Source organism: Mitsuaria sp. BK041, from assembly GCF_014193085.1.
Classification (GTDB): Bacteria; Pseudomonadota; Gammaproteobacteria; order Burkholderiales; family Burkholderiaceae_C; genus Roseateles.
In genome coordinates, this window is the sequence record NZ_JACHYT010000001.1 from 2,347,129 (window position 1) to 2,373,615 (window position 26,487).

The following is a 26,487-nucleotide window of genomic DNA, read 5'->3' on the forward strand; positions in this document are numbered from 1 at the left end:
CATGAGCATCCCCCTGCCTCAACTCGACGATCGCCGCTGGTCGGACCTGGTCGAACAGGGCCGGGCGCTGATCCCGCTGGTCGCGCCGGCGTGGACCGACCACAACGCATCGGACCCCGGCATCACGCTGATGGAGCTGCTGGCGTCGGTGGCCGAGACGGACCTCTACCGCCTCAACCGCTTCACCGACGCGCAGAAGCGGCGCCTGCTGGCGCTGATGGACATCCGGTGCGCGCCGCCGCGGCCCGCGACGCTGGTGAGCGAGCTGCGCATCGCCGCGGGGCCGTCGCCGGTGGCCTCGCCGGTCGTGCTGCCGGCCGGCACCGAGTTCGACGGGATGCGGCTGGACGCGACGGCGGCGCCGCTGCGCACGACGGCACCGATCGAGGTCGTCGACGCGGTGCTGCGCGCCGTGCAGCGCCAGGATGCGGCCGGCTTCCAGAACCTGACGGCGGCCTGGTCGCGCCAGGAAACCTTCGCCGCCTTCGGCGACGACCCGGCGGTCGGCGCGGAATGCCAGATCGGCTTCGACCGCGCGTTGCCGGCGGGGCGGTGGTCCCAGGTGTTCGTCTGCATCGAGGGCGATCAGGCGCGGTTGAGCGAGCGGGCCCGGTTGGCCGAGGAGGCGCCGATCGACGCGCCGCTCGTCCATCATGGCGCGCGCCTGGTCTGGGAGTACTTCGCCGACGACGGCGCCGCCGGCCGCTGGCTGCCGCTGGAGGTCGACGACGACACCCGCTCGTTCAGCCTCAACGGCGCGCTGCGGCTGCGGCCGGGCGCGGCGATGAAGGCGTCCGTGCTGGGCCGCGTCGCGCAGCCGCAGTGCTGGGTGCGGGCCCGGCTGGTCGACGGTGCCTTCGATGCCGCGCCGCGCCTGCGGCGGCTGCTGCTCAATGGCGTCCAGCTGGAGCAATCGACGCCGGTCTGGACCTCCTGGCCGATCGCGCCCGGCACCGTCGTGACCGGCGGTCCGATCACGCCCGGGCAGGGCGCCGCGCTGCGCCTGACGCTGCAGCAGGGGCGGGTCGTCGCGCTGTCGGTGGACGCCTCGGGCGAGGCGCCGGTCTTCACCGTGCTCGCCTACACCGCGGCAAGCGCGACCGACCCGGGCCTGCTGGCCGTCGACGGCACGCTCGCCGGCACGGGCAGTGGCGAGCCGTCCCAACGCCTGACGCTCGCGCAGCGGCCGGTGGTCGAGGCGTCGCTGCGGCTCTTCTCCGTCGAGGACGGCCATCCGCGCGCCTGGACCCGGGTGGACGACTTCAGCGCCTCGTCGCGCTCGGACGCCCACTTCACGCTCGATCCGACCAGCGGCGAGGTCGTCGGTGGCGATGGCGAGCGGGGTCGCGTCCTGCCGCGCGGCTGCCAGGTCTTCGCGTTCCACGCGTGGACGCGACCGGCGCCGGCGGTCGCGCGCATCGACGGGCTGGCCGACAGCCCGCGCAACCGCGTGTTCCTGCCGGATGCCGGCGCGATCGGGCGGATCGCCGCTGGTGTGCCGATCGTGCTGGAGGACGCCGCGCCGGCCGAGACGCTGGCGCATGCGTTGGGTCGCGCGATCGAGCAGCGCGAGGCCCGCCTGCGCGCGGTGACCCGCGAGGACTTCGAGGCGCTCGCGCTCGCCACGCCCGGCCTGCGCGTGGCCCGCGCCATCGCGCTGCCCAACTTCTGTCCCGGCCTGGCCTGCGTGAACGCCCCTGGCATGGTCACCGTGATCGTGCTGCCATTCCTGCCGCTCGGCCGGCCGTTCCCGAGCCGCGGCGTCCTCGACCGGGTCGCCGCGCGGCTGGAGACGCGCCGGGTCCTCGGCACGCGCGTGGTCGTGGCCGGACCGGGCTACCTGGAGGTGGCGGTCCGCGCCCGCGTCCAGGCGCTGGACGGCATCGACCGCCAGCGACTGGCCACCGAGGTGTCGGCGGCGCTGGACGGGTTCTTCGACCCGGTGAGCGGTGGCCCCGACGCCGCCGGCTGGCCGCTGGGCCGTGACGTCTACCGCGCCGAGGTGATGCAGGTGATCGACCAGACGCCGGGCGTGGACCACGTGATCGCGCTCGAGCTCATCGCCGAGGGCTGCGCGCCGAACTGCGGCAATGTCTGCCTGCGTCCGGACTGGCTGGTCGCCGCCGGCCGCCACAACATCGAGGTGGCCTGACATGTCGACGCCGTACCGCCGGGATCTCGAACGGCTGCAGTACTGGCAGGGCCAGACGCTGCGCAGCCGCGACGCGCGCGACCAGCAGCGCTTCGAGGCGCTGCGCCGCCAGCTGCACAACCGCGCGCTGCATGAGACGGGCGGGATCGCCTTCGGCCTGGTGAGCGCTGAAGTGACTGAAGACGGGACCGGCCAGGTGACCGGCATCGAGGTCGCCTGCGGGCTGGCCTACGACCGCCGCGGCCGCGAGCTGATCCTGCAGCGCGCGCGCCGCGTGCCGCTGCCCACCGAGGCCGCCTGGCTGGTGCTGCGCCTGCGCGCCACGCGCCGCGGCGGCGGGAACGGAAGCGGGACGTGCTGCGTGCCCGACGAGCCCGGCTGCGTCCTGGACGACGCGCGCCTGCTCGAGAGCGACGTGGAACTGGCCTGGGTGCCGATCGCCGCGAACGAGGCGCCGGACGGCGCGGTGCTGGCCCGCTACGACGGCGGCTTGAAGACCGACTTCCGCCCGCCCCGGGTCCGGCCGCTGGCCCGGCCGCGGCTGGCGCGCGGCGAGACGGTCGAGGGCGGCACGCCCTGGGAACCGTGGATCGTCGAGTCCCCCGACGGCCGCGGCGGCATCGTCAGCAAGGTGGTTGGCGTGCAGACGCGGGTCGACACCTCCGCCAGCGGCTTCACCGAGGTGCCGCGCTATGTGGCCAACGTGCAGGCGCGCAGCTGGAACCTGGCCAAGGCCGAGTTCGCGCCGGCCTTCTTCCCCGAGGTGGCCGATCCGGCCGTCGACGGCTTCACCTTCCGGCTGCTGATGGCCGAGATCGGGCGCCGCCGCGTCGCCGCCTGGTACGGCCAGACGCGGGTGTCGGCGATCCGGCGAGGCGCGGGCGACCAGCTCTCGATCGACCTCGACGACGCCGCCGTCTTCAAGCCGAACGACGTCATCGCGCTGCTGCGGCCGCGGGCCCGCACAGCGGTGTCGCTGACCGCGGCCGAGGGATCGACGGTGACGCTCTCCGCGCCGCTGGACGGCGTGCGCGTCGACGACAGCGTGCTGGCGCTGGGCAACCTGCCGCGCCTGGCCGAGGTGGTGACGGTGCCCGACGACAGCGCGGCGATGCTGGCCGACTACACCGCCGCGCCGGCGATCAAGAAGGGCGACGTGCTGCACCGTGACTCGGACGGCGCCGTCGCGCTGATCGACGGCGTGAGCGCCGGCCGGATGACCGTGGAGCAGCCGCCGCCGGCCTGGAAGGAAAGCGACGGGCTGCACGTGGCGCGGACGACCGACGCCATCGACATCAAGCGCGCGACGCTGTCGGCCGACGGCAAGTCGCTGCAGCTGGAACTGAAGTCGGCGCAGCAGGGATTGGGCAAGGGCGCGCGGGCGGTGCTGCTCGACGCGGACCGGCAGCCGCTGGCGACGGCGCCCGAGGTGACGGTGAGCGACGGCGTGAAGCTCGAGCTGCAGCCGCCGCCGACGGCGGCCGAGGTGGCCACGCTGACGCGCGCCGTGCCGCTGTCCGGCGGCCTGACGATCCAGCGCCTGGTCCCGAAGGCCAGCAGCGAGGTGGGCGTCAGCGACGTCGCGCCGTTCGCCGTGGGCGACGTCGTGGCGCCGATGCGGGACCTGTCCCTGGTCGCCGTCGTGGACAAGATCGTGAAGAAGCGCAAGGCGCTGGTGCTCAGCGCCGGGCTGGGACTGGCGGTGGGCGATCGGCTGGTGGCGGCGGACTGGTGCTGCGCCACGACGATCGACGCCTTCGAGCCCAAGCGGCCGAACGAAGTGCGCGTCGGACGCGCGAGCGCCGCGCGGGTGAAGGACGTGCTGCGGCTGCGCGTGGCCGACGGCGCCGAGTCGCCGCCGCCGGCATCGGTGGCCGCGGTGACGGGCACGCTGCTGGGCCTGGGGTCGCCGCTGGTGGAAACGGCTCGCCGGCTGGACCTGCTGGCCGTCGGCCGCTTCGGCCGCGTCGCGACGGTGGTGGCGCAACAGACCGACGAGACACGGATCACGCTGGCCGAGTCCGCCGCCTTCGCCGTCGGCGACTGCGTGATGGCCTGGCCGCTCAATGGCAGCGTGACGCTGGAGAGCGCGGTGGCGCAAGTGGTGGCGATCGTCGGGGTCGACCTGGTGCTGTCCGGGTCGCCGGGGGCGTTGGCCACCGGGGACCGGCTCGCGACGGTGCACTGGCGCGACAGCGCGCGGATCACCCGCGTCGATGCCGATCCCCGGGAGCTCGATGTCGCCGACGACCTCGTCTTCGGCCCGAACGACGTCGCGGGGCTGCTGGTCCATCACGCCGATGTCTCCAACGGCGCCTACGTGCAGCAGATCGTGGGCAACACCGTCACGGTGCGGCCCACGCTGGCGCAGGGCGACGGCATCGTGGACCAGGGCTGGATCGACGGCGGGCTGGTCGGGCCGGCGGCGCTGACCTGGGACCCGGCACGGCCCATGGACTTCCCGGCCACCTGGCAACCGCTGGTGCGGATGGACTCGGCCGGCGGACTGGACGGCCGCGCGATCGCGACCTTGTACGGACTGGACCTGAACACCGGCGTCTACCAGTCGCGCGCGGCCTGGCCGTATCCGATCGACGCCGAGCTGCACCTGTACGCGGTCACGCCGGCGACCACGCCGGCCTACCGCTTCCGGCCGGAGACGCTGTCGCTGATCACCAGCTTCAACAGCGACTTCCCGGCCGCCTTCGTGACTTTCGCGCAGAAGAAACGGCTGGTGGTGCGCTGGTTCGGCTGCCAGCAGGAGTTCCGGCCCGTGACCGACTGCCCCGGGCAGACACCCGGCGATCCCTGCGCCTGACCCCTGAGGAAGGAACCGGACATCATGGCCCTCATCGGTGACACCCGTTTCGCGGAGCGCAGCAGCTTCTTCAACGGCCAGCGCCTGTTCGCGTCGGACCTGCAGGAGCTGGACGACTTCAACCGCCAGATGCGCTGGCTGCACAACCAGAGCCTGCACCAGCCCGGCATCGGCGCCGGGTTCGCCACCACCGGCACCAAGGGTGCGCGCGAGGTCTCGATCCAGCCCGGCTACGCGATCGACGCCCGCGGCCGCGAGATCGTGCTGGCCGACGCGGTGGTGCAGCCGGTGCCGCCGGTGGCCGGCGACGACTTCGGCGCGCCGGTGTTCTTCGACCTGACGGTGTCCTATCCCACCGAGGCGCTGGAGGTGGCCGAGACGCGCGAGGGCGCGTGCGGCGCCACCGGCGGCGCCATCCGGCTGCGCGAGACGCCGGTGTTCTGCTGGGTGCGGCTCGGCCCGGCGCCGGACTACCTGCCCACCGATGCGAAGCTGCGCGACGCGGTCGTCAACGGCACCCAGCTGCGCCTGGCGCGGGCGCAGGTGCTCAACTGCCGGCTGGAGCAGCCGCTGTCGCTGGCGCAGCGGCGCAACGCGCGGCCGGCCGCGCAGCCCTACGTGGCCAGCGGCCTGGTCGCCAAGCCGGCCTGGACGATGCCGGCGGCCGGCGCGGGCGCCTCGGGCTTCGGGCTGCAGCTGGAGGCGGTGGTTGACACCACCTCGGCCGGTTTCCGGACCATGCCCTGCTACTCGGCGCAGGTGCTGGGCCGGCGCGATTTCAGTTTCGACGTCGGCGATCGCGACGTGGTGCGCCTGGTCGACGGTTTCGTGATGTTGCTGGCGGCGGACAAGGCCGGGTTCAAGTTCTCGATGCTGGTGCCGGACTCGCTGCTGGCCAGCCTGCCGCCCGGCGCGGACGATCCCGATCCGCAGAGCGAGGACTTCCGCAAGCAGCTGCTCAAGCAGGTGCGCGACGAGTGGCGCATCGAGTGGATCGGGGTGGAGGGCTGAAGCCATGGGCGCACCGGACCTCCGACCCTTCCGTCATCTCAACGAGGACGGCCTGTGGCCGCGTTTCCATTGGCACGGCCTCGCGCGCGGGGACGACGGCGCGCTGCGCCTGGCGGCGCTGCCGGTGTTAGAGGGCGAGTTGCCCGCGGCGCTGGGGACGCTCGCCGACGCGCAACCGCAGGGCGGCGTGGCCGTCGATGCCGGCGGCACCGTGTTCTTCACCGATCCCGCGGGGGGCGTGGTGTCGTGGATCGAGGGCTGCTTCGGCGCCATCGGCCCGGTGCCGTGCCTGGGTGGACCGGGCAGCGATGCGACGCGCTTCGATGCGCCCGCGGGGCTGGCGATCGCGCCGGCGCGCGGCGCGCTGTATGTCGCCGACGCCGGCAACCACCGGGTGGAGGTCTTCGACCTCGGCAGCCTGGCGCTGGTGGAGGTGCTGGAGGGGTTCCAGCTGCCGGTGTCGCTGGCGCTGGACGAGGCGGGGCAGCTCTACGTCGCCGACCTGGGCGACGGTCGGGTCGAGTGCATCACGACGTGGGGCGACCGGGCACCTGCCTTCGGCGACGCGGTGCGGGCCAGCGGGCAGGCGGATCATCCGTGCGCGATCGCGTGGTCGGACGGACGGCTGTGGGTGCTGGACGCCCAGACGCATCAGGTCACCGCGTTCACGCCGCAGGGCGCGCCGATGGAGAGCATTCCCACCGGCATCGAAGGCGCCATCGCGCTGGCGGTGTCCGGCGATTCGCTGTTCATCGGCGATCCGGGGCGGCGGCGGATCGCGGTCTGGTCGCGCGGTCAGGACGGGTCCTTCTTCCACGCCGGCGATGCCGCGGGCTATGAAGGGCCGGTCGCCGCGCTCGCGATCGACGGTCGCGCGAGCGCAAGCGGCGGCAGTGGCGGCGACGGCGACGGCGCGTTGTGGGTCTCGCCTGGCGGTGGCCTCGCGCCGCTGCGGCTGGCGCTGCAAGGCAGCCATGCGGCCGAAGGCTGGTTGTGGAGCGACGCGATCACCGTCGACACGCTCGATCACGTCTGGAACCGGCTGCACGCCAGCATCGCCCTGCCCGCGGGCAGCCATGTGACCTTCCACATCGCGACGGGAGCGCTGGCCGCGCCCGTGCCGCCGCCGACGGCGGACGGGCTCTTCGCCGCGCCGTGGCGCGCGGTCGGCGCCGACGTGACCGATTTCTTCATCGACCTGGACGACACCGGGCCGCAGCGGGCGCTGTGGATCGGCGCGCGCTTCGCCAACGACCTGCACGGCACGCCGGTGCTGCGCCAGGCGCGCGTGGACTTCGACCAGGCCAGCTACCTGCCGGACCTGCCTGGGATCTACCGCGAGCGTCCGCCGTCGCTGTACCCGGACCGGCCGCGGGACAACTTCCTGCTGCGTTACCTCAGCCTGTTCGAGAGCTTCTTCCGCGAGATCGAGGCGACGACCGGCGAGTTGCCGGCGCTGCTGGATCCGGCGGGTGCGCCGGACGAGGCGCTGGACTGGCTGGCCGGGTTCCTGGCCGTGCCGCTGTCGCAGACCCAGGACGAGGCCACGCGCCGCGCGTCGATCGCCGGCGCCTGGGCGCGCCATGCGCGGCGCGGCACCGCGGCCGGGCTGGGCGAGGCGCTGCGCGACGAGGCCGGCGTGCGGGCGGTGATCGAGGAACCGCTGCAGGCGCTGGGCTGGTGGGCGCTGCCGGCGCCGTCGAGCTCGTGCAAGCAGGGACAGGCCGGGACCTGGGCTGACGGCGGGGACTCGGTGCTCGGCTTCAACACGGTGCTGCCGGCGTCGGAACCGCAGGGTGCGGTGCTGGGCAGCACCGCGACGCTGGACCGGTCGCGGCTGATCGCGTCCGACGCCTTCGGCACGCCGCTGTTCGAGGAGGCGGCCTACCGCTTCCTGGTGCGGCTCTATCCGCGCGACTTGCACTGCGCCGACACGCTGGCGCGGGTGCGGGAGATCGTCGAGCGCGAGAAGCCGGCGCACACCCTGTGGCAGCTGTGCGCGATCGCGCCGGGGCTGCGGGTGGGATACCAGGCGAGCCTGGGCGTGGACACGCTGCTGGGGGGTGGTCCGCCCGAGCCGGGCCCGCTGGGCGAGGGCGCGCTGGTGCTGGGCGGGGAGCCGCGCGCGCGCCTGGGCGTGGACAGCCGCGTGGGTGCGCGGGCGCAACTTTGATGGCCATCAGGAGAAGGCACATGCGAGACGAATCGGTCGAATGCGAGGCGCTGCGAAGCTTTTCGCGTCCGCGCTACTTCCACGGTCAATTGCTCGACGTTCGTCATTTCGAATCCGAGCAGGCCTATTTCAAGCGCAAGCAGTGGATGCTCAACCGCCTGGTCGCCGGCTTCGGCGTGGTGTGCGGGCTGGACGTGCAGCTGGGCGAGGACGACCACAGCGTGGTCGTGATGGCCGGGCTGGCGCTGGACAAGCAGGGGCGCGAGATCGTCGTGCCGTCGCGGTCCAGGCCGCTGGCGGTGCCGTCGCGCGCGGCGCCGCCGGCCGAGTCCGAGTCGGACCCCGTGCCGACCGGCGCCGCGGCCAACGCCGCCGCGGCTGCGCGGGGACAGCGCAACGGTGGCCGTAACGGCGGCCGTGATGGCGAGGGCCACTGCGACGACGACTGGATGCACCTGGTGGTCTGCTACGAGGAGTGCCGGACCGATCCGGAGCCGGTGATGGCCGGCGGCTGCGACACCGCCACGCGCTGCGCGCCGGGGGCGATCCGGGAGGGCTACTCGCTGGTGCTGCGACCCGGCAAGGCGCCGCACATCCCGGTGGACGCCGACATCCCGGGCCTGATCAAGGGCAACAGCGTGAACTACCAGGCGCTGGCGGAATGGGTCAGCCGACCCTGCGACTGCGACACCGGCGCGGGCTGCATCACGCTGGCCAACCTGCATCTGCCCGCGGCGGGGCAGACGCTGGAGCTGTCGGACATCGACATCGCGGTCCGGCCGATCGTCTACGGCGCCGACGTGCTGTGGGAACTGGTGCTGGCGCTCAGTCATGAGTCGCAGGCCCGGCGCGGCGGCAAGTACTGAAAGGAACGACCATGGCTTCAATGACGACAGGCTCGGGCGACTGCGGTTGCGGCGGGGGTTGCGGAGGCACCGCGACGAGCGGATCGGGCACCGGCGCGCGCGGCGGGATCGAGCGGCCGCGTTTCTTCCCCCGGCAGCTCATCACGCCCGACGACCTCACGCTGGGGCAGGACTACTTCCGCGACCGGCTGCGCCGCATGAACCGCTACCTGCACGGCTGGGGCGTGGTGTGCGGCGCCCGGGTCGAGGCCAGCACGCAGGCCTGGCGCGTGGTGGTGCAGCCGGGCTACCTGCTCGGGCCGCAGGGCGACGAGATCATGATCGAGCGCGACGTGTGCTTCGACCTCCGCACCCGTTGCGTGTCGGCGGTCAGCGGCGATGCCTGCGACGACATCGCGATCGACCCGCTGTGCCCGGACCGCACCGTGTCCACGCGCGATCCCGGCGCGCCGCTGTTCGTCGCGGTGCGCTACCGGCAGGTGGCCGCGCGGCCGGTGCGGGTGCAGCCGGTGGGCTGCGGCTGCGACGACACCGGTTGCGAGTTCTCGCGCTGGCAGGACGGGTACGAGCTGTGCGTGCTCGATGCCTGCCCGGAGTCGCACGCGTCGCCACCGTCGATGGCGCAGTTCACGGAACCGGGCGCCATCCCGGATTGCCCGCCATGCCCGACCGATCCGTGGGTGGTGCTGGCCAAGGTCACCGTGGACGAGCAAGGCAAGGTGAGCGCGCCGGACAACTGCGCCTGCCGGCGGCAGCTGCGAACGACGGGGCCGTATTGGTGGAACTGCAATGAGGGCACGCGGTCTGAGACCCAGCCCGGGACGGCGACGGAGGCGGGGACGAAAGCGGAGACGAAGGCAAAGGCGGATCCGGCCCGACCCGCTTGACGGCAGGACGACCGTGCGAACGCCCACGCGAAAGGCCCCCTCCGAGCGCGCGGTCGACGCGTTGCGTGGCGCGGGAGGGCGGCCCCTGCCGCCCCAGGTGCAGCAGGAGGCCGCGCAGCGTTATGGCTTCGGTTTCGGCCACGTTCGCGTGCATGACGGACCGGGGGCGCATGCCGCCGCCCGCGCCTTGCATGCGTCGGCCTACACGGTCGGCAGCGACATTGCCTTCGGCGCGGGACGGTATGCGCCGGAGTCGCCGCAAGGGCGGGCCTTGCTGCGGCACGAACTGCGCCACGTCGCGCAGCAGCATTGGGCGGTGGCGGCGCGGGAACCGGTGGTCGACGCGCCCGATTCCGCGCACGAGCAGGATGCCCGCGCGCTGCTGGCGTCCGACGTGCCGGCCTTGCCCGTGCAACGCATCCAGTGCGCGCCGGAGGAAGAGGCGCCGTATTCGCTGGGAACGGGGCTGATCGACACGGTGGGACGCAAGGCCACCAGCGACGCGTCCTGGCCGTTCATCAAGGCGGTGCTCGAGGGATTCGTTGGCGGGTTGAAGGCCGATGTCCGCGCGGGCCGCGCCGACGCCGCCAAGGCGCATCTCTCCGAATTGATGGTGCCGTGGAACGCCGCCAGGTTCTACGGCGGGTACCTCGTCGGGCTGGTCATCGGCCTGGTCAGCCCGATCACCGACCTGGTCAAGGGCGTGGTCGGCCTGGTCAGGCTCGGCCTGTCCGGGCTGGAGTGGCTGGCGAAGTGGTCGCCGCTGGGGATCGCGGTGAGTCCGGAACGGCAACGCAAGATCGCGGAGCTCAACGTCCGGCTCAACGCGTTGATGGGGGAACTGGGCGGTGCGCTGGCGAGCTTCGTGACGGATCCGAAGGGCACGGTGCAGAAGTTCTCGGGACTGCTCGACAACCTGATGCAGATGGCCCAGTCCAAGGCGCGGGACATGGGCGCGAGCGGGGCGCATGCGATCTTCGACCTGCTGGGCAAGGACTTCTACGAGATGGGCAAGGGCATCGGGGAGGTGGTCGGCACGCTGGTCGCGCAGGTGCTGATGCTGGTGTTCAGCGAGGCGATCGGCAACCTGATCGCCAAGGGCGCCAGCTTGGTGGGCAAGGCTGCGGAGTTCGTGGCGGGCAAGGCGGTGCAGGCGTTCGGATGGATCAAGGGCGTGTTCTTGGAGGCCGGCGCGCTGCTGCGCAAGGCGGTCAATGGGGCGCTCAAGTTCTTCAAGGGCGTGGTCGACAAGGCGGTCGAGGCCTTCGACGCGCTGGTGGCGGTCTTCAGCGAGGCGGCGGCCGGCGAGCAGGCCGCGGCCGGCGTGGGCAAGGGCGTCGGCGGCACGGTGTCGACCAACATGGAATCGCGCATGGTCAGCGGCGCCCGCACCACGCCGACGACCGTCGCCGACCTCAGGACGCCGAAGGTGCATCCGTCCAACACGTCGACAGGGACGTCCGGTTCAGTCCGGAGCTCCAGTGTGCAGGGGCCCCAAGACACCGGTGAAGCGCTTGAGGAACTTCAGGCGACGAGGGACGCGGGGCATGGCAAGGACGCCGCGAGCATCGGGACAGGCATCGAGTCGATGGAGGTCGAGGACTGGGCCGCCGAGCTCGCGGGCAAAGGCTATGAGACTTTCCCGAGGAATCGCTTTGGCGACGCCAGGGTCGGTGGCCGAAGACTGAGTTCGATGTTCACCGATCAGCGGGCTCGTCCGGATCTCATCGGGATCAACCATGCGGACAAGACCATCATCGTGGGCGATATCACCGCCAGGCCAGGCACCCTGGCAAAGATCCCCGGCGCGATCGGTCAGGAGGAAGGGCTGCATCTGGAAAAGACGATCGAGTACGCGAAGCAGTTGAGACGCCAATTGCCGCGCGACCTTGGGTACAAGGTCTTTGCCCAGGAGCGGCATTGGAGCACCGGGACGAAGACCAAGTTGATTCAGATTCTGTGACCCGCGCCTCTGCGTCGGGCCCCGCGTGACGTCATGAGCCAAGCAAGATCCTCGCCTCAGTCCGTAGCCGCAGCCACGCGCAGCGCTGCTGACTCGTCGTCGCTCGCGCGCGCGTCCACCGGTGCGGCGCCCGCGCAGCCCCTTCATGAGGGCGCCGAGCGCGAGTCCGACCGCATCGCCGACTCGGTGATGCAAGGCGGCGACTGGCATCGGCCGGAGCAGGCCGGATGGTCCGCGGCGAGCGGGCCCCAGGCACGCCCGGCTTCGCTGCTGGTGGCGGACGATGGCGAGCCGGCCCCCGGGCAGATGCGCAAGAGCGAGTTCCTCGCCGCGCTGCGCGGGGATGTCTGCGCGGCGGTGGACGCGGCGTTGAGCGGAACGGGACGCGACAGCCAGGGCTGCCCGTGGATCGACCACTGGTTCGGCTACTACGCCGAGCGTGGCAGCGGCGACGTCGAGCGCGCGCTGCAGCGATACGCGCCCGAGACCCGCGGCGCGCGCGGCGCGCAGGACGGCATCCGCCTGGTCACGGCGCGCGTGCGGCGCAGCGCGCAGGTCTGGGCCAGGACCGGCGAGATCGATGCGCCCCCGGACCTGCCGGGCCTGCCCGCGATGCCGGGCGGCGGCGCGCTGGCGGTCTTCGGCGGCATGTTCTTCAAGGCGCGTCCCGGCGGCGCGCGATGGGCCGATCCGGCGTCGGTGCGCGCGGGGCTGGGCAGCGGCGAGCCGATGCCGGGCCCGGTGCGGGGACGCATGGAATCCGCGCTCGGCATGGGCCTGGGCCATGTGCGCCTGCACACGGACGCGACGGCCGCGCAGGCGGCGGACCGCCTCAACGCGAAGGCCTTCACCATCGGCCGCGATGTCGCCTTCGGCTCGGGCGAGTTCCAGCCGGGCACGCCGCGCGGCGACGCGCTGATCGCCCATGAACTGGCCCACGTGGCGCAGCAGGACGGCGCGCGGGCGCCGGACGCGGGCCGCGACATGGGGGAAACGCCCGGCCTGGAGGAAGAGGCCGACCGCTCGGCGTTGGGCGCGCTGTCGACGCTCCACGGCAAGGGTAGCGCCGGCCCGCCGGTGCGCCATGGCGGCCCGCCCACGCGCGGCGGGCTGCGGCTGCAGCGCTGCAAGTCCGAGTCCGAGAAGGCGCGCGAGGCGGAGATCAACCGGCTCGGCGGCCTGCAGTACGACTTCCTCGAGAAGCAGCGCAAGGAAACCGAGGACCGCAAGCGCAAGGAGGCCGAGGAGGCGGCGAAGAAGTCGGGCCTGCCGCCGCCGGTCACGCCGCCGACGGTGACCGTCGACGACATCATCAAGAGCGAGACCAAGGCCGCCGATCCGCCCAAGCCGGCCGATGCCTGGACCAAGCTGGACCCCAAGGTGCAGGACGACTGGAAGACGCGCGCCGATGCCGCCTGGAAGAAGGTCGTGGCCAGCGTCGCCGGCACCGAGCTGGAGACGGTGATGAAGGGCAAGCGCCTGAAGTTCGACCCCAAGGACGCGCTGGAGCAGGGCTACTTCGGCGCGCAGCTCGGCGACGAGCTCGAGGTCGGCATGCAATGGGTGGAGCTGGCCGAGAAGGACGCGAAGAACGTGTGGCCCAACGTGGCGCACGAGCTCGGCGGTCACTTCGAGTACGGCAAGGCCTATGCGACCGAGATCATGAGCGCGGCGCTGGAGCGCATGCCCGAGGCCGAGCGCAAGAAGTGGAAGACCGATCCGGTGCTGCGGCAGAAGTTCTTCGACACCTACGAGTACGCGGAGACCGAGATCTTCGCGGAGCTGCGCGAGCGTCGTTACGCGCATCCCGAGACCGGCACCGCGCCGCCCAATCCCACCGACGATCCGGACGTGGACGTGCCGCGCCAGCTCAACGTGCTGAAGAAGGCGCTGCATCCGGAGGTCGCCAAGGCCGTGGTGGCGCACCTGAAGGCACGCGTCGACGCGTCGCCCTCGCTCCTGGAACGCGACAAGAAGTTCTTCGCGGAACAGGTCAAGGCCGTGTTCGGCCCGCCCTGACATGGACGCGACCCGGGCAGCCGCGCAACCGGCGTCGGCCACCGCGCGCGTGCCGTCCCTCAAGGAGACGGTCGCGCCGGCCAACGACCCCGCCGAGCACGAGGCCGACCGCATCGCCGACGCGGTGCTGCAAGGCCGGCGATGGCCGCTCCCCGGCCAGTCCGGCTGGTCCGCCGCCACCGATCCTGCCTCTCTTGCTCCCTCTCCCGCGGGGCGGGAGAGGGCAGGGGTGAGCCTCATCCAGCGCTCCGCCAAGCCCGGCGATGGCGAGCCCGCGGCAGTCACCGCCCCGACGAGCGCCTCGCCGCTGCTGGTGCCCGACGACGCCAACGCGTCCCCCGGACAGATGCGCAAGGGCGAGTTCATGGCCGCCCTGCGCGCCGGCATCTGCGCCGCGGTCGACGCGGCGCTGGCGGGAACCGGGCGCGACTCCGAAGGCTGCCCGTGGATCGAGCACTGGCTCGGCTACTACGAGACCCGCAGCGCCGTCGACATCGAACGCGCGCTCTTGCGCTACGCCCCCGAGGCCGCCGGCGTCCCGACTGCCGCGCAGTACATCCGCGTGGTCACCGCGCGCGTCAGCCAGAGCGCGCAGCGCTGGGCCCGCACCGGCGAGGTCACCGGCCTGCCCGACGAGATGCCTGGCGCCGCGGGCGGCGGCGGGTTGCTCGCCGGCTTCGGCGCGATGTTCTTCAAGCCGCGCTCCGGCGGCGCGCACGCGGCCGACCCGGTCTCGGTGCGCGAGCAGCTGGGCCGTGGCGAATCGCTCGGCGGCGGCCTGCGCGCGCGGATGGAAGGCGCCTTCGGCACCAGCTTCTCCGCCGTGCGACTGCACACCGACGGCACGGCGGCGCGCTTGTCCAACCAGCTCAACGCGCGTGCCTTCGCGATCGGCCCGCACATCGCCTTCGGCGGTGGCGAGTTCCAGCCCGGCACGCCGGCGGGCGACGCGCTGATCGCGCACGAGCTCGCGCACGTGGTGCAGCAAGGGCAGGGCGGCGAAGGCGCCCCAGGTGGCGCCCCCAGCGGCGCTCGCGAGCCCGTGGCCTCCGGCGCCACGTCGACGGCGCTCGAGCACGACGCCGATGCGTCCGCCGCCGGCGTGGCGGCGACGCTGTGGGACGCCGGCTCGGTGTCCGGTCTGCATCGCGAGGCCCGCCCGCGCCTGCGCTCGGGTCTGAGCCTGCAGCGCTGCGCCAGCAAGCCCAAGACCGCGGTGCCCGGCGCGCAAGGGGCGCCGGCCAAGGTCAAGCTCACCCCGCTGCAGGAGCGCCAGCAATCGCTGTCCGGCGCCGGCGAGCGCCTGCGCGACGTCAGCGCCTGGGCCACGGGGCAGCAGAAGCAGCAGGGCGTGCCCGACATCAAGGGCGTGAAGGACCTGGCGCGGGCCGAGGCCGCCAAGGTGGCCGAGGCGATCGACCTGCTGACCAAGGCGAACGCGACCTTCGGCATCCAGGCGCTGGACGAGATCGGGCCGCAGCTCGACGAGGTCGTCGCCAAGACCAAGGCGGCGCGCTCGACCAGCGGCGCCACCGGCGGCGACAGCCAGGACCAGCGCCTGGCCGCCAACCAGACGCGGCTGTCGCTGAACCGCGCGATCGACGCGTCCAACGAGGTCAACACGCGGGTGACGGCCTTGAGCCAGACGCTGGACGTCGCCGCGATCAAGGAACACACCGATGCCATCGCCGCCGCGCTCGACGGGCTGCAGAACGACGCGAGCGCCATCGACGACGCCTACGACGCGATCCGCAAGCATGTGCGCTCGGTCAAGGAGCTGGTCCGCGACCTGAAGACCCGGTCGTCTCAACTGCCGGCGGCGGTGGGCCGCATCCTCTTCGTGCTGCGCAGCTTCCTGGCGCTGAACGCGCCGGGCCGCGCCGTCGCGCCGACCGACGACGAGATCAAGGCCTACCTGGCCGGCACGCAGGGCAACCTGGGCCAGGACTTCAACCTGGTCTTCGGCGACGGTCGCGAGACGATGGGTTTCGACCTCTTCGTCATCTATGCGTCGGTGCTGGAGCAGCAGCTCGCGGTGCGGGCCAAGATGGCGGCGGCGCAGGTCAAGCCGGCCTCGCCGGTGCCGACGCTGGGCAATGCCGAGGACTTCTTCAAGGCGCTCAAGACCAAGGGCAACGCCGAGGTCATCGACGCCTACGACAGCTACGCCGGGGCCTACTTCTATCACCGCGTCATCGACAAGTTCGACGACATGAAGGTCAGCGGCGTGGCCGAGTTGTACACGCGGCCGCTGTCGATCTTCGGCCTGCGGCCGCTGGTCTGCACCGGTTTCGCGATGCTGGGCGCGCACCTGCTGCAGCAGGCCGGCGCGTCGCTGAAGGCCTTCCACGTGGCGGTGCGCGCCAGCGACGAGGCGATCGTCGAGAACCGGATCGACGCCGGCCATGCGCTGGCTCACCTGACGCGCAAGGGCCAGGACCTGTGGGTCACCAACGCCACCGTCGAGGCGTCCAAGGCCGATGCCGAGCGCACCGTCGGCTGGGATCCGAAGGACAAGACGCTGCGCGAGGCGACGGGATCGACGGTGCCGGGCGCCAACGCCAACCTGGAGAAGGCGCTGGGCGAGCGCGGCGACGCGATCCGCAACCGCGGCAGCGGCGGGCGGCGCAGATAGGCGGCAGCATGAAACGCGCACCGACCGCTTCCAGGACCTCGCCGAGCGTCGGCCGGGCGTCACTCGGCGCGGGTGGACGCGGCCGGTTCACCGAGCCCATGGGCCCGCGCGACGACGCGTTGGAGGCCGAGGCGGACCGCGTCGCGCGCGCGGTGGCGAAGGGACCGGGCGGCGGGGCGGCCTGGTCCCTGGCCGGCGGCGCGGCGCCGCGGGAGAGTCCCACGATCCGGCTGGCACCGAGGGCGGGGTCCGACGCCTCGTTCGAGGCGACCGCGATGCCGGCACCCGCCGAAGCCCCGCCTGAGGGGGCGGCGTCCGGACCGTCGGCGGCCGAGGGGCGGGGCGCCTTGCTGGCGGATGACGAGGGTCCCCTCCAGCCCGGGCAGATGCGCAAGGGCGAGTTCCTCGACGCGTTGCGCGTGGCCTTGTGCGAGGCGGTCGACGCCGGAATGGCCGGCACGGGGAGGGACTCGCAAGGCTGTCCCTGGATCGATCACTGGCTCGGGTACTACGCGGAACGCGGCGCCAGCCAGGTTGAACAGGCGCTGAGGCGATACGCCCCGGAGTCGCGCGGCGCCTCGCGCGCGGCCGACTACATCGGCGCCGTGTCGGCCCGGGTGGGCCGCAGCGCACGCACCTGGGCCACGACCGGCGAGCTCACCGGACTGCCGCAGGACATGCCCGCCTCGCCGATGGCCGGTGGCGGGCTGCTCGACGCCTTCGGCGGCATGTTCTTCAAGGGGCGCCCGGGCGGTGCGCAATCCACGCGACCGCCGGCCTCGGTCCAGCGGGAACTGGGGCCGGGCCAGCCCCTGCCGACGTCGGTGCGCGAGCGCATGGAGCCCGCGTTCGGCACCAGCTTCGCGGGCGTCCGGCTGCACGACGACGGCCCCGGCCGCCGCCTCTCCGATGAGTTCAATGCCCGTGCGTTCACCGTGGGACATCACGTGGCCTTCGGCGCCGGCGAGTTCCACCCGGGGACGCCCGCCGGCGATGCGCTGATCGCGCATGAACTGGCGCATGTCGTCCAGCAAGGCCATGCCCGCGAGCCCGGTCCGGGCGCGGCGGCGCGCGCGGGCTCGCTGGAGGCCGACGCGGATCGCAGCGCCGAGGCCTTCGTGCGGAAGGACTGGCTGGGCGGGCAGGCCCCGGCGCGCGAGGTGGCGCCGCGTCTGCGCAGCGGTCTGAGCTTGTCGCGCTGCTCCAAGGACAAGACCGCGGCACCGGCCGTGGCCCAGGGCAAGGACCTTCACGCGGGCGCCGTCGCGCCGGACGCGGCCAGGCAGCAGCAGGTGCAACGCGAACTGCATCCCGCCGCCGCCGCCGTGGGCGCGGCGCTCGCCGCCTGGGACGCCGGCGCCGCCGCGCCGGGAACGGTGGCCCAGAAGAACGCGTTGAAGGCGGACCTGAAGACCAAGGTGACGCAAGCCATGCTGGCGGAGCTCACCGCGACGATGCCCGGCATCCATGCCGTCTCGGGCACCGCACGCGTGCCGATCGCCGACCTGGAGGGGCCCGGCAACGCCGCCAAGAAGGTGGTGGACAGGCACTTCGGCGACTGGATCTCGGTGGCGGCGCTGACACCTTCGCAGTCCAGCGTGCGGCATGGCTTCGCGTTCCGGGCCTCGGGCGCCGGCAAGAACCTGTTCGACGCGAACGATCGCGCGCAGCGCGCGCTGGCCAATCTGCCGATCGACGCGCATGATCTCGCGGGCTGGATGGCCGAGACCTTCGGCGCCGACGCGATGAAGCCGCACAACTTCAGCCCCACGCGTGGCGGCGAGGAACAGGCCTTCCTCGAGACCGAGATCCTGACGCCCTTCGTCAACGCGCACAAACCGGACCTGGAACTGTTCGACCTGTTCGGTTTCGCCCTGACCGATCCGAGCACCGGCAAGATCGTCATCGGCACGGCCACGAGCCCCGGCCTGGGGACCGCGCCGGGTTCGGGGGGCGCGCCCTCCGAGGCGCAGCGGTCGCTGCGCTGGTCCGCCTGGGAGACCCTGGTCCACGAGTACATCCACACGCTGGAGCATCCGGTGTTTCACACCGCCGGCGGCGCCAGCAACCGCATCATGTCGGAGGGCTTCTGCACGATGTTCAGCGAGGAAGTGCTGCTCGACCAGATTCCCAAGGCACCGAAGAACGCGGCGCTGCGGGCGGACATCGAGGGCGGCCACTTCCCCGAGCCGCCGGCCGGCACCGTGCCGCCGTTCGAGGCCGGCAGCTACGCGGAGTACCTGAAGCATGCGACGGCCATCCGTACCGCCGTGGGAGACAGCGCCGTGAAGGCGGCCTTCTTCCACGGGCATGTGGAGTTCCTCGGGCTGACGCCGGGCGGCGCCACCGCGTCGCCGGTGGTCGCCGCGGACCGCGACCTGGTGACGGTGCCGGCGGGCATCACGACGGTGAGCGAGCTGGCCAGGGCGGCCCACGTGGCGGAGGCCGACATCGTGGCCGCCAATCCGGGCCTGAGCGCCGGTTCGCCGGTTGCCGGCACCTTGCATGTCCCGGGCGCGCGCGAACATGTCGTCGTGGAGGCGGGCGCCGGTGGATCGGAAACGCAAGTGCAGATCGCCCGGCAGAACGGCATCACCGTGGCGGCGCTCACCGACGCCAACCCGGCGGCGTCGTGGGGATCGCTGGCCGCCGGCACCCGCCTGCTGATTCCGAAGCGATGAACGCCGGTCCCGTCGCCGGCGCCGCGCTGGTGGTCTTGCTGCTCCTCTCATCGAACCTGGAGGCTGAACCGATGAATGCACCCATGCCGTCCGTCTGCGTCGACGCGATGCGGGCGCTGGTCGAGGGTCGTCTCGATGCCTGGCCGGGCTTGCCCAGGGGGTGCGGACGCCAGGCGGCGGAGGCGGCTTTCGGGCCCGGGGAGGGCGGTCCGGACGGCGTCGCTCCGCTCGAGGGCACGGCGACGGCCTTCCGGCGCTATGGACCCTCGCCGCGCGTGCCGCATGCCGTGCAGGTCTGGTTGCGCGACGAGGCGATCCTGGCGATCGAGGTGGCCGGTCTCGTGCCCGCCGGGCCGCTGGATGAGTTGCTGGGGCCTGCGGAAGCCATCGAGCGCTCGGGGCTGGGGAGCGTCCACAGCCAACGCATCCATGCGTCGCGGGGGCTGGTGTTGCATGTCCAGAACATCACCGGCGCGATCGTGCGCGCGTATGGCTTCCCGTCCTGCACGCTGGCGCAGTTCAACGAGTTGCCCTGGGGGCGACTGCAGGTCGAGCGCCGGCCAGTGCGCTGAAAGGGCTCGTCCATGCTCGTCCCGCGTCACTTCGCCAGCCCGCCGCCGCGGATGACCCTCCTCGGCCGCCGCGTATCGAGCTTCCAGGTCTGCGGCGCCGTCGGTCTGGTGGTGGCCACGACGCTGGTGTCGGTGCTGACCTGGCATCTGCGGCTGCCGCCCTGGATCGTCCCGTGCCTGCTGGCCAGCGGCCTGGCCACCGCCTTCGTGCTGGCGATGGCGACCAAGGTCCTCACCGGCCAGGAGACGCTGGTCTTCTATCACCACGAGATCGCGATTCTGGCCACGAGCGCGCTGCAGCTGCAGGCGCTGGGCGCGCCGGTGCTGCGCGTGCTGGACCTCAACGCGCTGTGGCTCGGCGCCTTCCTGGTCTTCGGGCGGCAGGGCTGCCTGATGGTCGGCTGCTGCCACGGCCGGCCGCACCACTGGGGCGTGCGCTACAGCGAGTCGCATGCCAACGAGGGATTCCCCGCCTGCTACGTCGGCGTGCGGCTGTTCCCGGTCCAGGTGCTGGAGTCCCTGCTCGTCGCCGCCATCGTCGTGGCGGGCAGCGCGTTGGCCTGGCGCGGCGCCCCGGCGGGCAGCGTGCTCGCCCTGCACGTCGTCTGCTATTGCGCGGTGCGGATCTGGCTCGAGGAACTGCGCGGCGACGCGGCCCGGCCGTACTGGGGGCGCTTCTCGGAGGCGCAGTGGACCTCGACCGTGTTGATGGCGGCGGTGCTCGCCAGCGAATGGCAGGGCCGGCTGCCGCGCGCCGACTGGCACTTCGGCGTGGGACTGGCGACGGCGCTGGGGCTGGCGGTGCTGGCGCTGACTGGCCGCGCGCGGCATCGCATCCTGGCGCCGCGCCACGCGGACGAGGTCGCGCGGCTGCTGCGGTCGCTGCGGTCGCTGCCACAGGCGCCGCATGGACCGATCGCGGTGCGGCGCACCTCGCAGGCCTTCGGCGTCTCGTGTCAGGCGCTGGGGTCGGTGGACGGCCGCCCGTCGACGCTGTACGCGCTCTCGCACGCGGGACGGGCCCTGGACGAGCGGGAGGCCCGCGTCCTGTCCGGATTGATCGCGAACCTGATCGGCGCGCGCGGCGCGCGGGCCCTGCTGCGCGGCGCACGCGGCATCTACCACCTGATCGTGCGGGACGCCCCGCGCTGATCCCCTCCGTGGCTTTCGAGGAGACACCATGCCGGACCTCAATCCCGAACCGCTCCGCCTCGCGGCACCGCCCGTGTCGTCGCGCGGCGGCCAGGCCGTCTGGGCCCGGTCGGTGCTGCGACTGCAGCGCAGCGTGGGCAACCGCGAGGTGGTGAGGATGCTGGGGCTGTCGCCGGCCCTGCCGGTGGCGCCCGCGCCCGATGCGCCGGCGCAGGAAGCACCGTTGGCCTTGGTGCCGGCGCCGGCGGCCGCGCCCTGGCGGCGTTGCCTGCAGTTCGCGTGGCGACGGCTGCGCGGCCTGCCGCCGCCGGACGAGACCGTCGTCCTGATCGAGGGGCGTCGATGACACGGCCCGAGGCCCGTTCCGACATGCGGCCCGGCGCGCGGATCCTGGGCATCGACATCGGTTCCACCACCGTCAAGACCGTGGTCGTCGACGCGGCCAGCGGCGGGATCCTCTGGTCCGACTACCGCCGCCACGAGACGCGGCAGGCCGACGCGCTGGACGCGCAGCTGGCCGCGATCGAGGCCCGCTTCGGCGAGCTGGACGCCGACACGACGCGCGCCTTCGTCACCGGCTCCGGCGGGCCGCCGCTGGCGACGCTGCTCGGCGCGAAGTTCGTGCAGGAGGTCAACGCGGTCACGCTCGCCGTCGAGGCGCTGCATCCGGACGTCGGCAGCGTGATCGAGCTCGGCGGCCAGGACGCCAAGATCATCATCTACAAGCCGGCGCCGCCGGGCGCCTCGAACGCGGACCGGCGCGTGATCGCGTCGATGAACGACAAGTGCGCCTCCGGCACCGGCGCGACGATCGACAAGTGCGTGCTCAAGGCCGCGCTCGCGCCCGAGGCGCTGGGCGCGCTCGCCTGGGAACCGGCCAGGCTGCACCCGGTCGCGGCCAAGTGCGGCGTCTTCGCCGAGACCGACATCGTCGGCCTGCTCAAGGCCGGCATCCCGTCGGCCGAGGTCATGTGCTCGCTGGCCGACGCGATCGTGGCGCAGAACCTCACGGTGCTGACCCGCGGCCACACGCTGCAGCCGCGCGTGCTGCTGCTGGGCGGTCCCAACACCTATCTGCCGTTCCTGCAGGCCTGCTGGCGCCAGCGCATCGCCGAGCTGTGGGCCTCGCGCGGGACCGCGTTGCCGGAGGGCGCCCCGATCGAGGACCTCGTCGTCGTGCCCGGGAACGCCGCGCTGTACGCGGCCTACGGCGCCGCGGTGTACGGGATGCAGGAGGCGCCGGACATCGGCCGCTACGCCGGCGCAGGGGCGCTGCGCGCCTCGATCGCGCGTGGCCGCGGCGCGCGCGTGCTGCCGGCGCAAGGACCCGGGCTGGTGGCCAGCGACGAAGCGCGCGACGCCTTCATCAAGCGCTTCCGCCAGGCGCCGTTCGTGCCGGCGGTCTTCTCGCCGGGCCAGCGGGTGCGCGCGTTCCTCGGCATCGACGGCGGGTCGACCTCGTCCAAGGCGGTGCTGGTCGACGAGGGCGGCGAGGTCCTGTTCAAGGACTACCAACTCTCGCGCGGCAATCCGCTCGCCGACGTGCAGGAGATCCTGCGCCGCGTGCGCGGCTTCGTGGCCGGGCAGGGCGCGGCGCTGGAGGTGCTGGGCGCCGGCGCGACCGGATACGCGGCGGACCTGCTGGAGGAGACGCTCGAGGTCGACGCCAACATCGTCGAGACGGTGGCGCACATGATGTCGGCGCGGCAGGCCTTCGACGATGTCGACGTGGTCTGCGACGTCGGCGGCCAGGACATCAAGGTGCTGTTCATGGCCGGCGGCGAGATCCGCAACTTCCGCCTGTCCAACCAGTGCTCGGCCGGCAACGGCATGCTGCTGCAGGCGATGGCGAGCCAGTTCGGCGTCGCGCTCTCCGACTACGCGGCGCTGGCCTTCCGCGCGCGGATGAGCCCGCGCTTCAACTACGGCTGTGCCGTGTTCCTCGACACCGACCGCGTCACCTTCCAGAAGGAGGGCTACGGCAAGGAGGAACTGATGGCCGGCCTCGCGCTGGTGCTGCCGAAGAACATCTGGCAGTACGTCGTGCAGCTGCCGCGACTGGCGGAGCTTGGCCGCGTCTTCGTGCTGCAGGGCGGGACGCAGCACAACCTGGCCGCGGTGAAGGCGCAGCACGATTACCTCGTCGAGCGCGTGCCCGGCGCGATCGTGCGCGTGCATCCGCACTGCGGCGAGGCCGGCGCCATCGGCGCGGCGCTGGAGGCGCGACGCATCGTCGCGCGGCGCGGCCACAGCCGCTTCGTCGGCGTGGACGCGGCAATCGGCCTGGCCTGGACGTCCCGCAACGACGAGGGCACCGTCTGCCACTTTTGCGCCAACGCCTGCCGTCGCACCTTCATCGACGCGGCGACCCCGCAGGGCCGCAACAGCCGCTACATCGCCGGTTTCTCCTGCGAGCACGGGACCGTCGAGTCCAAGGACGCGCTCAAGGCGCTGGTGTCGCACCGCAAGTCGCTGAAGGCGCAGTTCCCCAACCTGGTCGACTACGAGGCTGGCCTGGCCTTCAAGGCGGGGGCCGCGCCGCGGCCGCTGCCTGAGGCGGGCTCGCCCGTCGATCCGGGGCGGCGCTCGCGCGGCTGGGCAACGGCGGCGCTGCTGCCCTGGCGCGCCCGCGCGGCGCGCAGCTTCGAGCGCTCGGACGGCGCGTCGCGGCGGGCCGGCTTGCGCATCGGCATGCCGCGGGTGCTGAACATGTACTCGACCGCGCCGCTGTGGCGCGCCTACTTCGAGACGCTGGGCGTGCCCCCGCGCCAGATCGTGTTCTCCGACGTCACCAGCGAGGAACTGTGGGAGGCCGGCAGCCGCTACGGGTCGATCGATCCGTGCTTCCCGTCGAAGGTGGTGCAGGCGCACATCCACGACCTGCTGAAGGTGAAGCACCGGGAGCGGCCGCTGGACTTCCTGTTCTTCCCCTGTCTGACGCATGTACCGAGCTTCGTGCGCGGTCTGCCCGACACGACGGCCTGCCCGATCGTGGCCGGCGTGCCCAAGGTGATGCGCGCGGCCTTCACGCAGGAGGTCGACCATTTCGCGCGCGAGGGCGTGGTCTATGTCGACCCGGCGATCTCGCTGTGCGAGCCCCACTTCATGAAGCAGCAGATGTTCGAGGCCTGGGGCGAGCGCCTGGGCGTGACGCGGGACGAGAGCGACTTCGCCGTCGACGAGGGCTGGGCTGCGCTGCGCGCCTTCGACAGCGAGATGCAGCGCCGCGGCATGCAGCTGCTGGCGCAGCTCGAGGACGAAGGACGGGTCGGCATCCTGCTGCTGGCGAGGCCGTATCACGCGGATCCGGGACTGCACCATGGCGTGCTCGACGAGTTCCAGGCGCTGGGTTATCCGGTGCTGTCGATCCGCTCGATCCCGAAGGATCCGCAGTGGCTGGCGCGTTTCTTCGCCGGGGAGGGCGGCGACCCGCTGGGCGTGGCCGATGTCTGGCCCGAGGCCTATTCGACCAACAGCGCCGAGAAGGTCTGGGCCGCCAAGTTCGCCGCCCGGCATCCCAACCTGGTGGTGCTGGACCTGTCGAGCTTCAAATGCGGCCACGACGCGCCCACCTACGGAATGATCGACAACATCGTCGCGGCGAGCGCGACGCCGTATTCGGCGCTGCACGACCTGGACGCCAACAAACCGTCGGGCTCGCTGAAGATCCGGGTGCGCACCTATGGGCATACGCTGCAGCGCCACGCCGAGCGCTTGCAGGACCTGCATGCCGCCAAGGACGAGCTGGCGCGGCGCATCGAGGCGAAGCGGCGCGAGCTGCGAGCGCGGGCGAGGGCACGTGACGGCGAGGTCAACCGTGAGGAAAAGGGCGGCCTCGATGGCCTCGCGACGCACGCTCCGGCCTCGGAGCGCGACTACGCGGCCTGGCTGGGCGAGGAGACGGTGCCGCGATTCGCGCCGCTGGAGCCGACCACCGGGCGGGCCTGCGACACCGCCGCGAAGGCGCATCCGATCACCATCCACCGGAGGACCTCATGAGATTGACGGACGAGGGCGACCGCCCGGTGATCTGGCTGCGCGACGAGCTGGCGCGGGCCGCCGAGATCGAACGCGAGCTCGAGGCCTTCGAGCGCGAGGAACGTGCGCGGCTGGGACTGACCGAGGTGCCGGTGGCGCAGTGGCGCGATCCGGCGCCGCGGCCCTTCACGCGCGACGAGCGCGCCGGCACGACGCTGCTGTGCGGCGGGCTGACGCAGGCGCAGGACCTGCTGATCCAGGGCGCGCTGCGGGGCCTCGGCTACCGGGTGGAGGTGCTGGGCACGCCGGACGACGAGGCCTTGCGCGTCGGGCGCGAGTTCGGCAACCGTGGCCAGTGCAATCCCACCTACTTCACCGTCGGCAATCTCGTCCATCACCTGCAGCGGCTGCGCGACGAGCAAGGCCTGAGCCCGCGCGAGATCATCGCGCGGCATGTCTTCGTCACCGCCGGGGCCTGCGGGCCGTGCCGCTTCGGGACCTACGCGACCGAGTACCGCAAGGCGCTGCGCGATGCCGGCTTCGAGGGCTTCCGCGTGCTGCTGTTCCAGCAGCAGGGCGGCCTGCGACAGGCCTGCGGCGATGGCGACGGGCTGGTGCTGGATCGACGCTTCTTCTTCGCGCTGCTGCGGGCGGTGGTGGCCGGCGACGTGCTCAACGCGATGGGCTACCGGCTGCGGCCGTATGAGCGCGATCCGGGCGCGACGCAGGCGGCGCTGGCCCGCTGCAAGGCGGTGCTGCACAACGCGCTGGCGGTGCGCGGCAGCGTCCTGGCGGCGCTGTGGCGATGCCGGCGGCTGCTGGGCGCGGTCGAGCTGGACCGCGCGCGGGTCAAGCCCAAGGTGTCGGTGATCGGCGAGTTCTGGGCGATGACCACCGAAGGCGACGGCAACTACCGGCTGCAGGCTTTCCTCGAGTCCGAGGGCGCCGAGGTGCTGGTGCAGCCGGTCACCGCCTGGCTGCTCTACAACCTCTGGCAGATGCGCTGGGACACGCGGCGGCGGATGGCGCTCCCGCGGCACGACGGCGGTCGCCACGGCCTGGCCGGCAGGTCGCCCTGGCGCCGGCTGGCGGCGGCGCGCGCCGCCGAGGCCGGCCTGCGCGGCTGCTATGCGCTGTATGCGGCGGTACTCGGCTTGCCGGCGCGCCGGCTGTGCAACCTCGACGAGATCGCGACGCTGTCGCACCCGTTCTACGACAACCACCTGCGAGGCGGCGAGGGGCACATGGAGGTCGGCAAGCTGATCCAGAGCGTCACCGCGCGCAAGGCCCACATGGTGGTGAGCGTCAAGCCCTTCGGCTGCATGCCGTCGTCCGGCGTGTCCGACGGCGTGCAGGCGCTGGTGACCGAGAAGTACCCGCAGGCGATCTTCTGCAGCATCGAGACCACCGGCGACGGCGCGGCCAATGCCCACAGCCGGGTGCTGCGCGACCTATTCAAGGCCAAGCGGCTGGCGGCCGCCGAACGGGCGGCCGGCACCTGAGCAGGCCGGGCCGGCCCGGCTTCGCGCTCGCATCGGGGACTCGTACGACGAACTGGTTGTTGCCCACCGGAATGCCAG

15 protein-coding genes are annotated in these 26,487 nt (G+C 72.7%); all 15 read left to right on the forward strand.

Annotated features, from left to right (window positions below):
* Position 1 precedes the first annotated feature (1 nt).
* From FHT38_RS10065 to FHT38_RS10135, 15 genes are read left to right on the forward strand one after another with little or no spacing between them, the layout of a single operon-like run.
* A complete protein-coding gene (locus FHT38_RS10065; RefSeq protein ID WP_183491645.1) occupies positions 2-2,152 on the forward strand; it encodes a putative baseplate assembly protein in 2,151 nt (716 codons plus the stop codon).
* 1 nt (position 2,153) lies between these two features.
* The gene (locus FHT38_RS10070) at positions 2,154-4,970 is read left to right on the forward strand and encodes a hypothetical protein (RefSeq protein ID WP_183491647.1); all 2,817 of its coding nucleotides are present in this window, start codon (positions 2,154-2,156) and stop codon (positions 4,968-4,970) included.
* 24 nt (positions 4,971-4,994) lie between these two features.
* A complete protein-coding gene (locus FHT38_RS10075) occupies positions 4,995-5,981 on the forward strand; it encodes a hypothetical protein (RefSeq protein WP_175538269.1) in 987 nt (328 codons plus the stop codon).
* 4 nt (positions 5,982-5,985) lie between these two features.
* Positions 5,986-8,154 (forward strand): phage tail protein, encoded by a 2,169-nt coding sequence (locus FHT38_RS10080; RefSeq protein WP_183491649.1) that lies wholly within the window; start codon positions 5,986-5,988, stop codon positions 8,152-8,154.
* Positions 8,155-8,174: 20 nt separating this feature from the next.
* Positions 8,175-9,020 carry a hypothetical protein gene (locus FHT38_RS10085; protein WP_091724619.1) on the forward strand — a complete coding sequence of 282 codons (846 nt, stop codon included), beginning with the start codon at positions 8,175-8,177 and terminating at the stop codon, positions 9,018-9,020.
* A gap of 11 nt (positions 9,021-9,031) precedes the next feature.
* A complete protein-coding gene (locus FHT38_RS10090; protein WP_183491651.1) occupies positions 9,032-9,907 on the forward strand; it encodes a hypothetical protein in 876 nt (291 codons plus the stop codon).
* A 13-nt stretch (positions 9,908-9,920) separates the two neighbouring features.
* Positions 9,921-11,870, forward strand: coding sequence for a DUF4157 domain-containing protein (locus FHT38_RS10095; RefSeq protein WP_183491652.1), 1,950 nt, complete (start codon positions 9,921-9,923; stop codon positions 11,868-11,870).
* A gap of 33 nt (positions 11,871-11,903) precedes the next feature.
* Positions 11,904-13,889 (forward strand): DUF4157 domain-containing protein, encoded by a 1,986-nt coding sequence (locus tag FHT38_RS10100; RefSeq protein WP_183491654.1) that lies wholly within the window; start codon positions 11,904-11,906, stop codon positions 13,887-13,889.
* 1 nt (position 13,890) lies between these two features.
* Positions 13,891-16,524 (forward strand): DUF4157 domain-containing protein, encoded by a 2,634-nt coding sequence (locus tag FHT38_RS10105; RefSeq protein ID WP_183491656.1) that lies wholly within the window; start codon positions 13,891-13,893, stop codon positions 16,522-16,524.
* A gap of 8 nt (positions 16,525-16,532) precedes the next feature.
* Positions 16,533-19,205, forward strand: coding sequence for a DUF4157 domain-containing protein (locus tag FHT38_RS10110; protein WP_183491658.1), 2,673 nt, complete (start codon positions 16,533-16,535; stop codon positions 19,203-19,205).
* Positions 19,202-19,777: a hypothetical protein gene (locus FHT38_RS10115; protein WP_183491660.1), complete on the forward strand. Its 576-nt coding sequence runs from the start codon at positions 19,202-19,204 to the stop codon at positions 19,775-19,777. The genes FHT38_RS10110 and FHT38_RS10115 overlap by 4 nt, the downstream gene beginning before the upstream one ends.
* A 12-nt stretch (positions 19,778-19,789) precedes the next feature.
* Positions 19,790-20,929: a prolipoprotein diacylglyceryl transferase family protein gene (locus tag FHT38_RS10120; protein WP_183491661.1), complete on the forward strand. Its 1,140-nt coding sequence runs from the start codon at positions 19,790-19,792 to the stop codon at positions 20,927-20,929.
* Between the two features lie 28 nt (positions 20,930-20,957).
* Complete coding sequence (locus FHT38_RS10125) at positions 20,958-21,275, forward strand: hypothetical protein (RefSeq protein ID WP_183491662.1); 318 nt, start codon at positions 20,958-20,960, stop codon at positions 21,273-21,275.
* Complete coding sequence (locus FHT38_RS10130) at positions 21,272-24,928, forward strand: BadF/BadG/BcrA/BcrD ATPase family protein (protein ID WP_221213754.1); 3,657 nt, start codon at positions 21,272-21,274, stop codon at positions 24,926-24,928. Before FHT38_RS10125 ends, FHT38_RS10130 begins: the two co-directional genes overlap by 4 nt.
* Positions 24,925-26,409 (forward strand): 2-hydroxyglutaryl-CoA dehydratase, encoded by a 1,485-nt coding sequence (locus FHT38_RS10135; protein ID WP_183491663.1) that lies wholly within the window; start codon positions 24,925-24,927, stop codon positions 26,407-26,409. Before FHT38_RS10130 ends, FHT38_RS10135 begins: the two co-directional genes overlap by 4 nt.
* The last annotated feature ends 78 nt before the right edge of the window (positions 26,410-26,487 follow it).

Coding starts and splice junctions, on each gene's coding strand:
- FHT38_RS10065 (WP_183491645.1), top strand. CDS start 2: ATGAGCATCCCCCTGCCTCAACTCGACGATCGCCGCTGGTCGGACCTG.
- FHT38_RS10070 (WP_183491647.1), top strand. CDS start 2,154: ATGTCGACGCCGTACCGCCGGGATCTCGAACGGCTGCAGTACTGGCAG.
- FHT38_RS10075 (WP_175538269.1), top strand. CDS start 4,995: ATGGCCCTCATCGGTGACACCCGTTTCGCGGAGCGCAGCAGCTTCTTC.
- FHT38_RS10080 (WP_183491649.1), top strand. CDS start 5,986: ATGGGCGCACCGGACCTCCGACCCTTCCGTCATCTCAACGAGGACGGC.
- FHT38_RS10085 (WP_091724619.1), top strand. CDS start 8,175: ATGCGAGACGAATCGGTCGAATGCGAGGCGCTGCGAAGCTTTTCGCGT.
- FHT38_RS10090 (WP_183491651.1), top strand. CDS start 9,032: ATGGCTTCAATGACGACAGGCTCGGGCGACTGCGGTTGCGGCGGGGGT.
- FHT38_RS10100 (WP_183491654.1), top strand. CDS start 11,904: ATGAGCCAAGCAAGATCCTCGCCTCAGTCCGTAGCCGCAGCCACGCGC.
- FHT38_RS10105 (WP_183491656.1), top strand. CDS start 13,891: ATGGACGCGACCCGGGCAGCCGCGCAACCGGCGTCGGCCACCGCGCGC.
- FHT38_RS10110 (WP_183491658.1), top strand. CDS start 16,533: ATGAAACGCGCACCGACCGCTTCCAGGACCTCGCCGAGCGTCGGCCGG.
- FHT38_RS10115 (WP_183491660.1), top strand. CDS start 19,202: ATGAACGCCGGTCCCGTCGCCGGCGCCGCGCTGGTGGTCTTGCTGCTC.
- FHT38_RS10120 (WP_183491661.1), top strand. CDS start 19,790: ATGCTCGTCCCGCGTCACTTCGCCAGCCCGCCGCCGCGGATGACCCTC.
- FHT38_RS10125 (WP_183491662.1), top strand. CDS start 20,958: ATGCCGGACCTCAATCCCGAACCGCTCCGCCTCGCGGCACCGCCCGTG.
- FHT38_RS10130 (WP_221213754.1), top strand. CDS start 21,272: ATGACACGGCCCGAGGCCCGTTCCGACATGCGGCCCGGCGCGCGGATC.
- FHT38_RS10135 (WP_183491663.1), top strand. CDS start 24,925: ATGAGATTGACGGACGAGGGCGACCGCCCGGTGATCTGGCTGCGCGAC.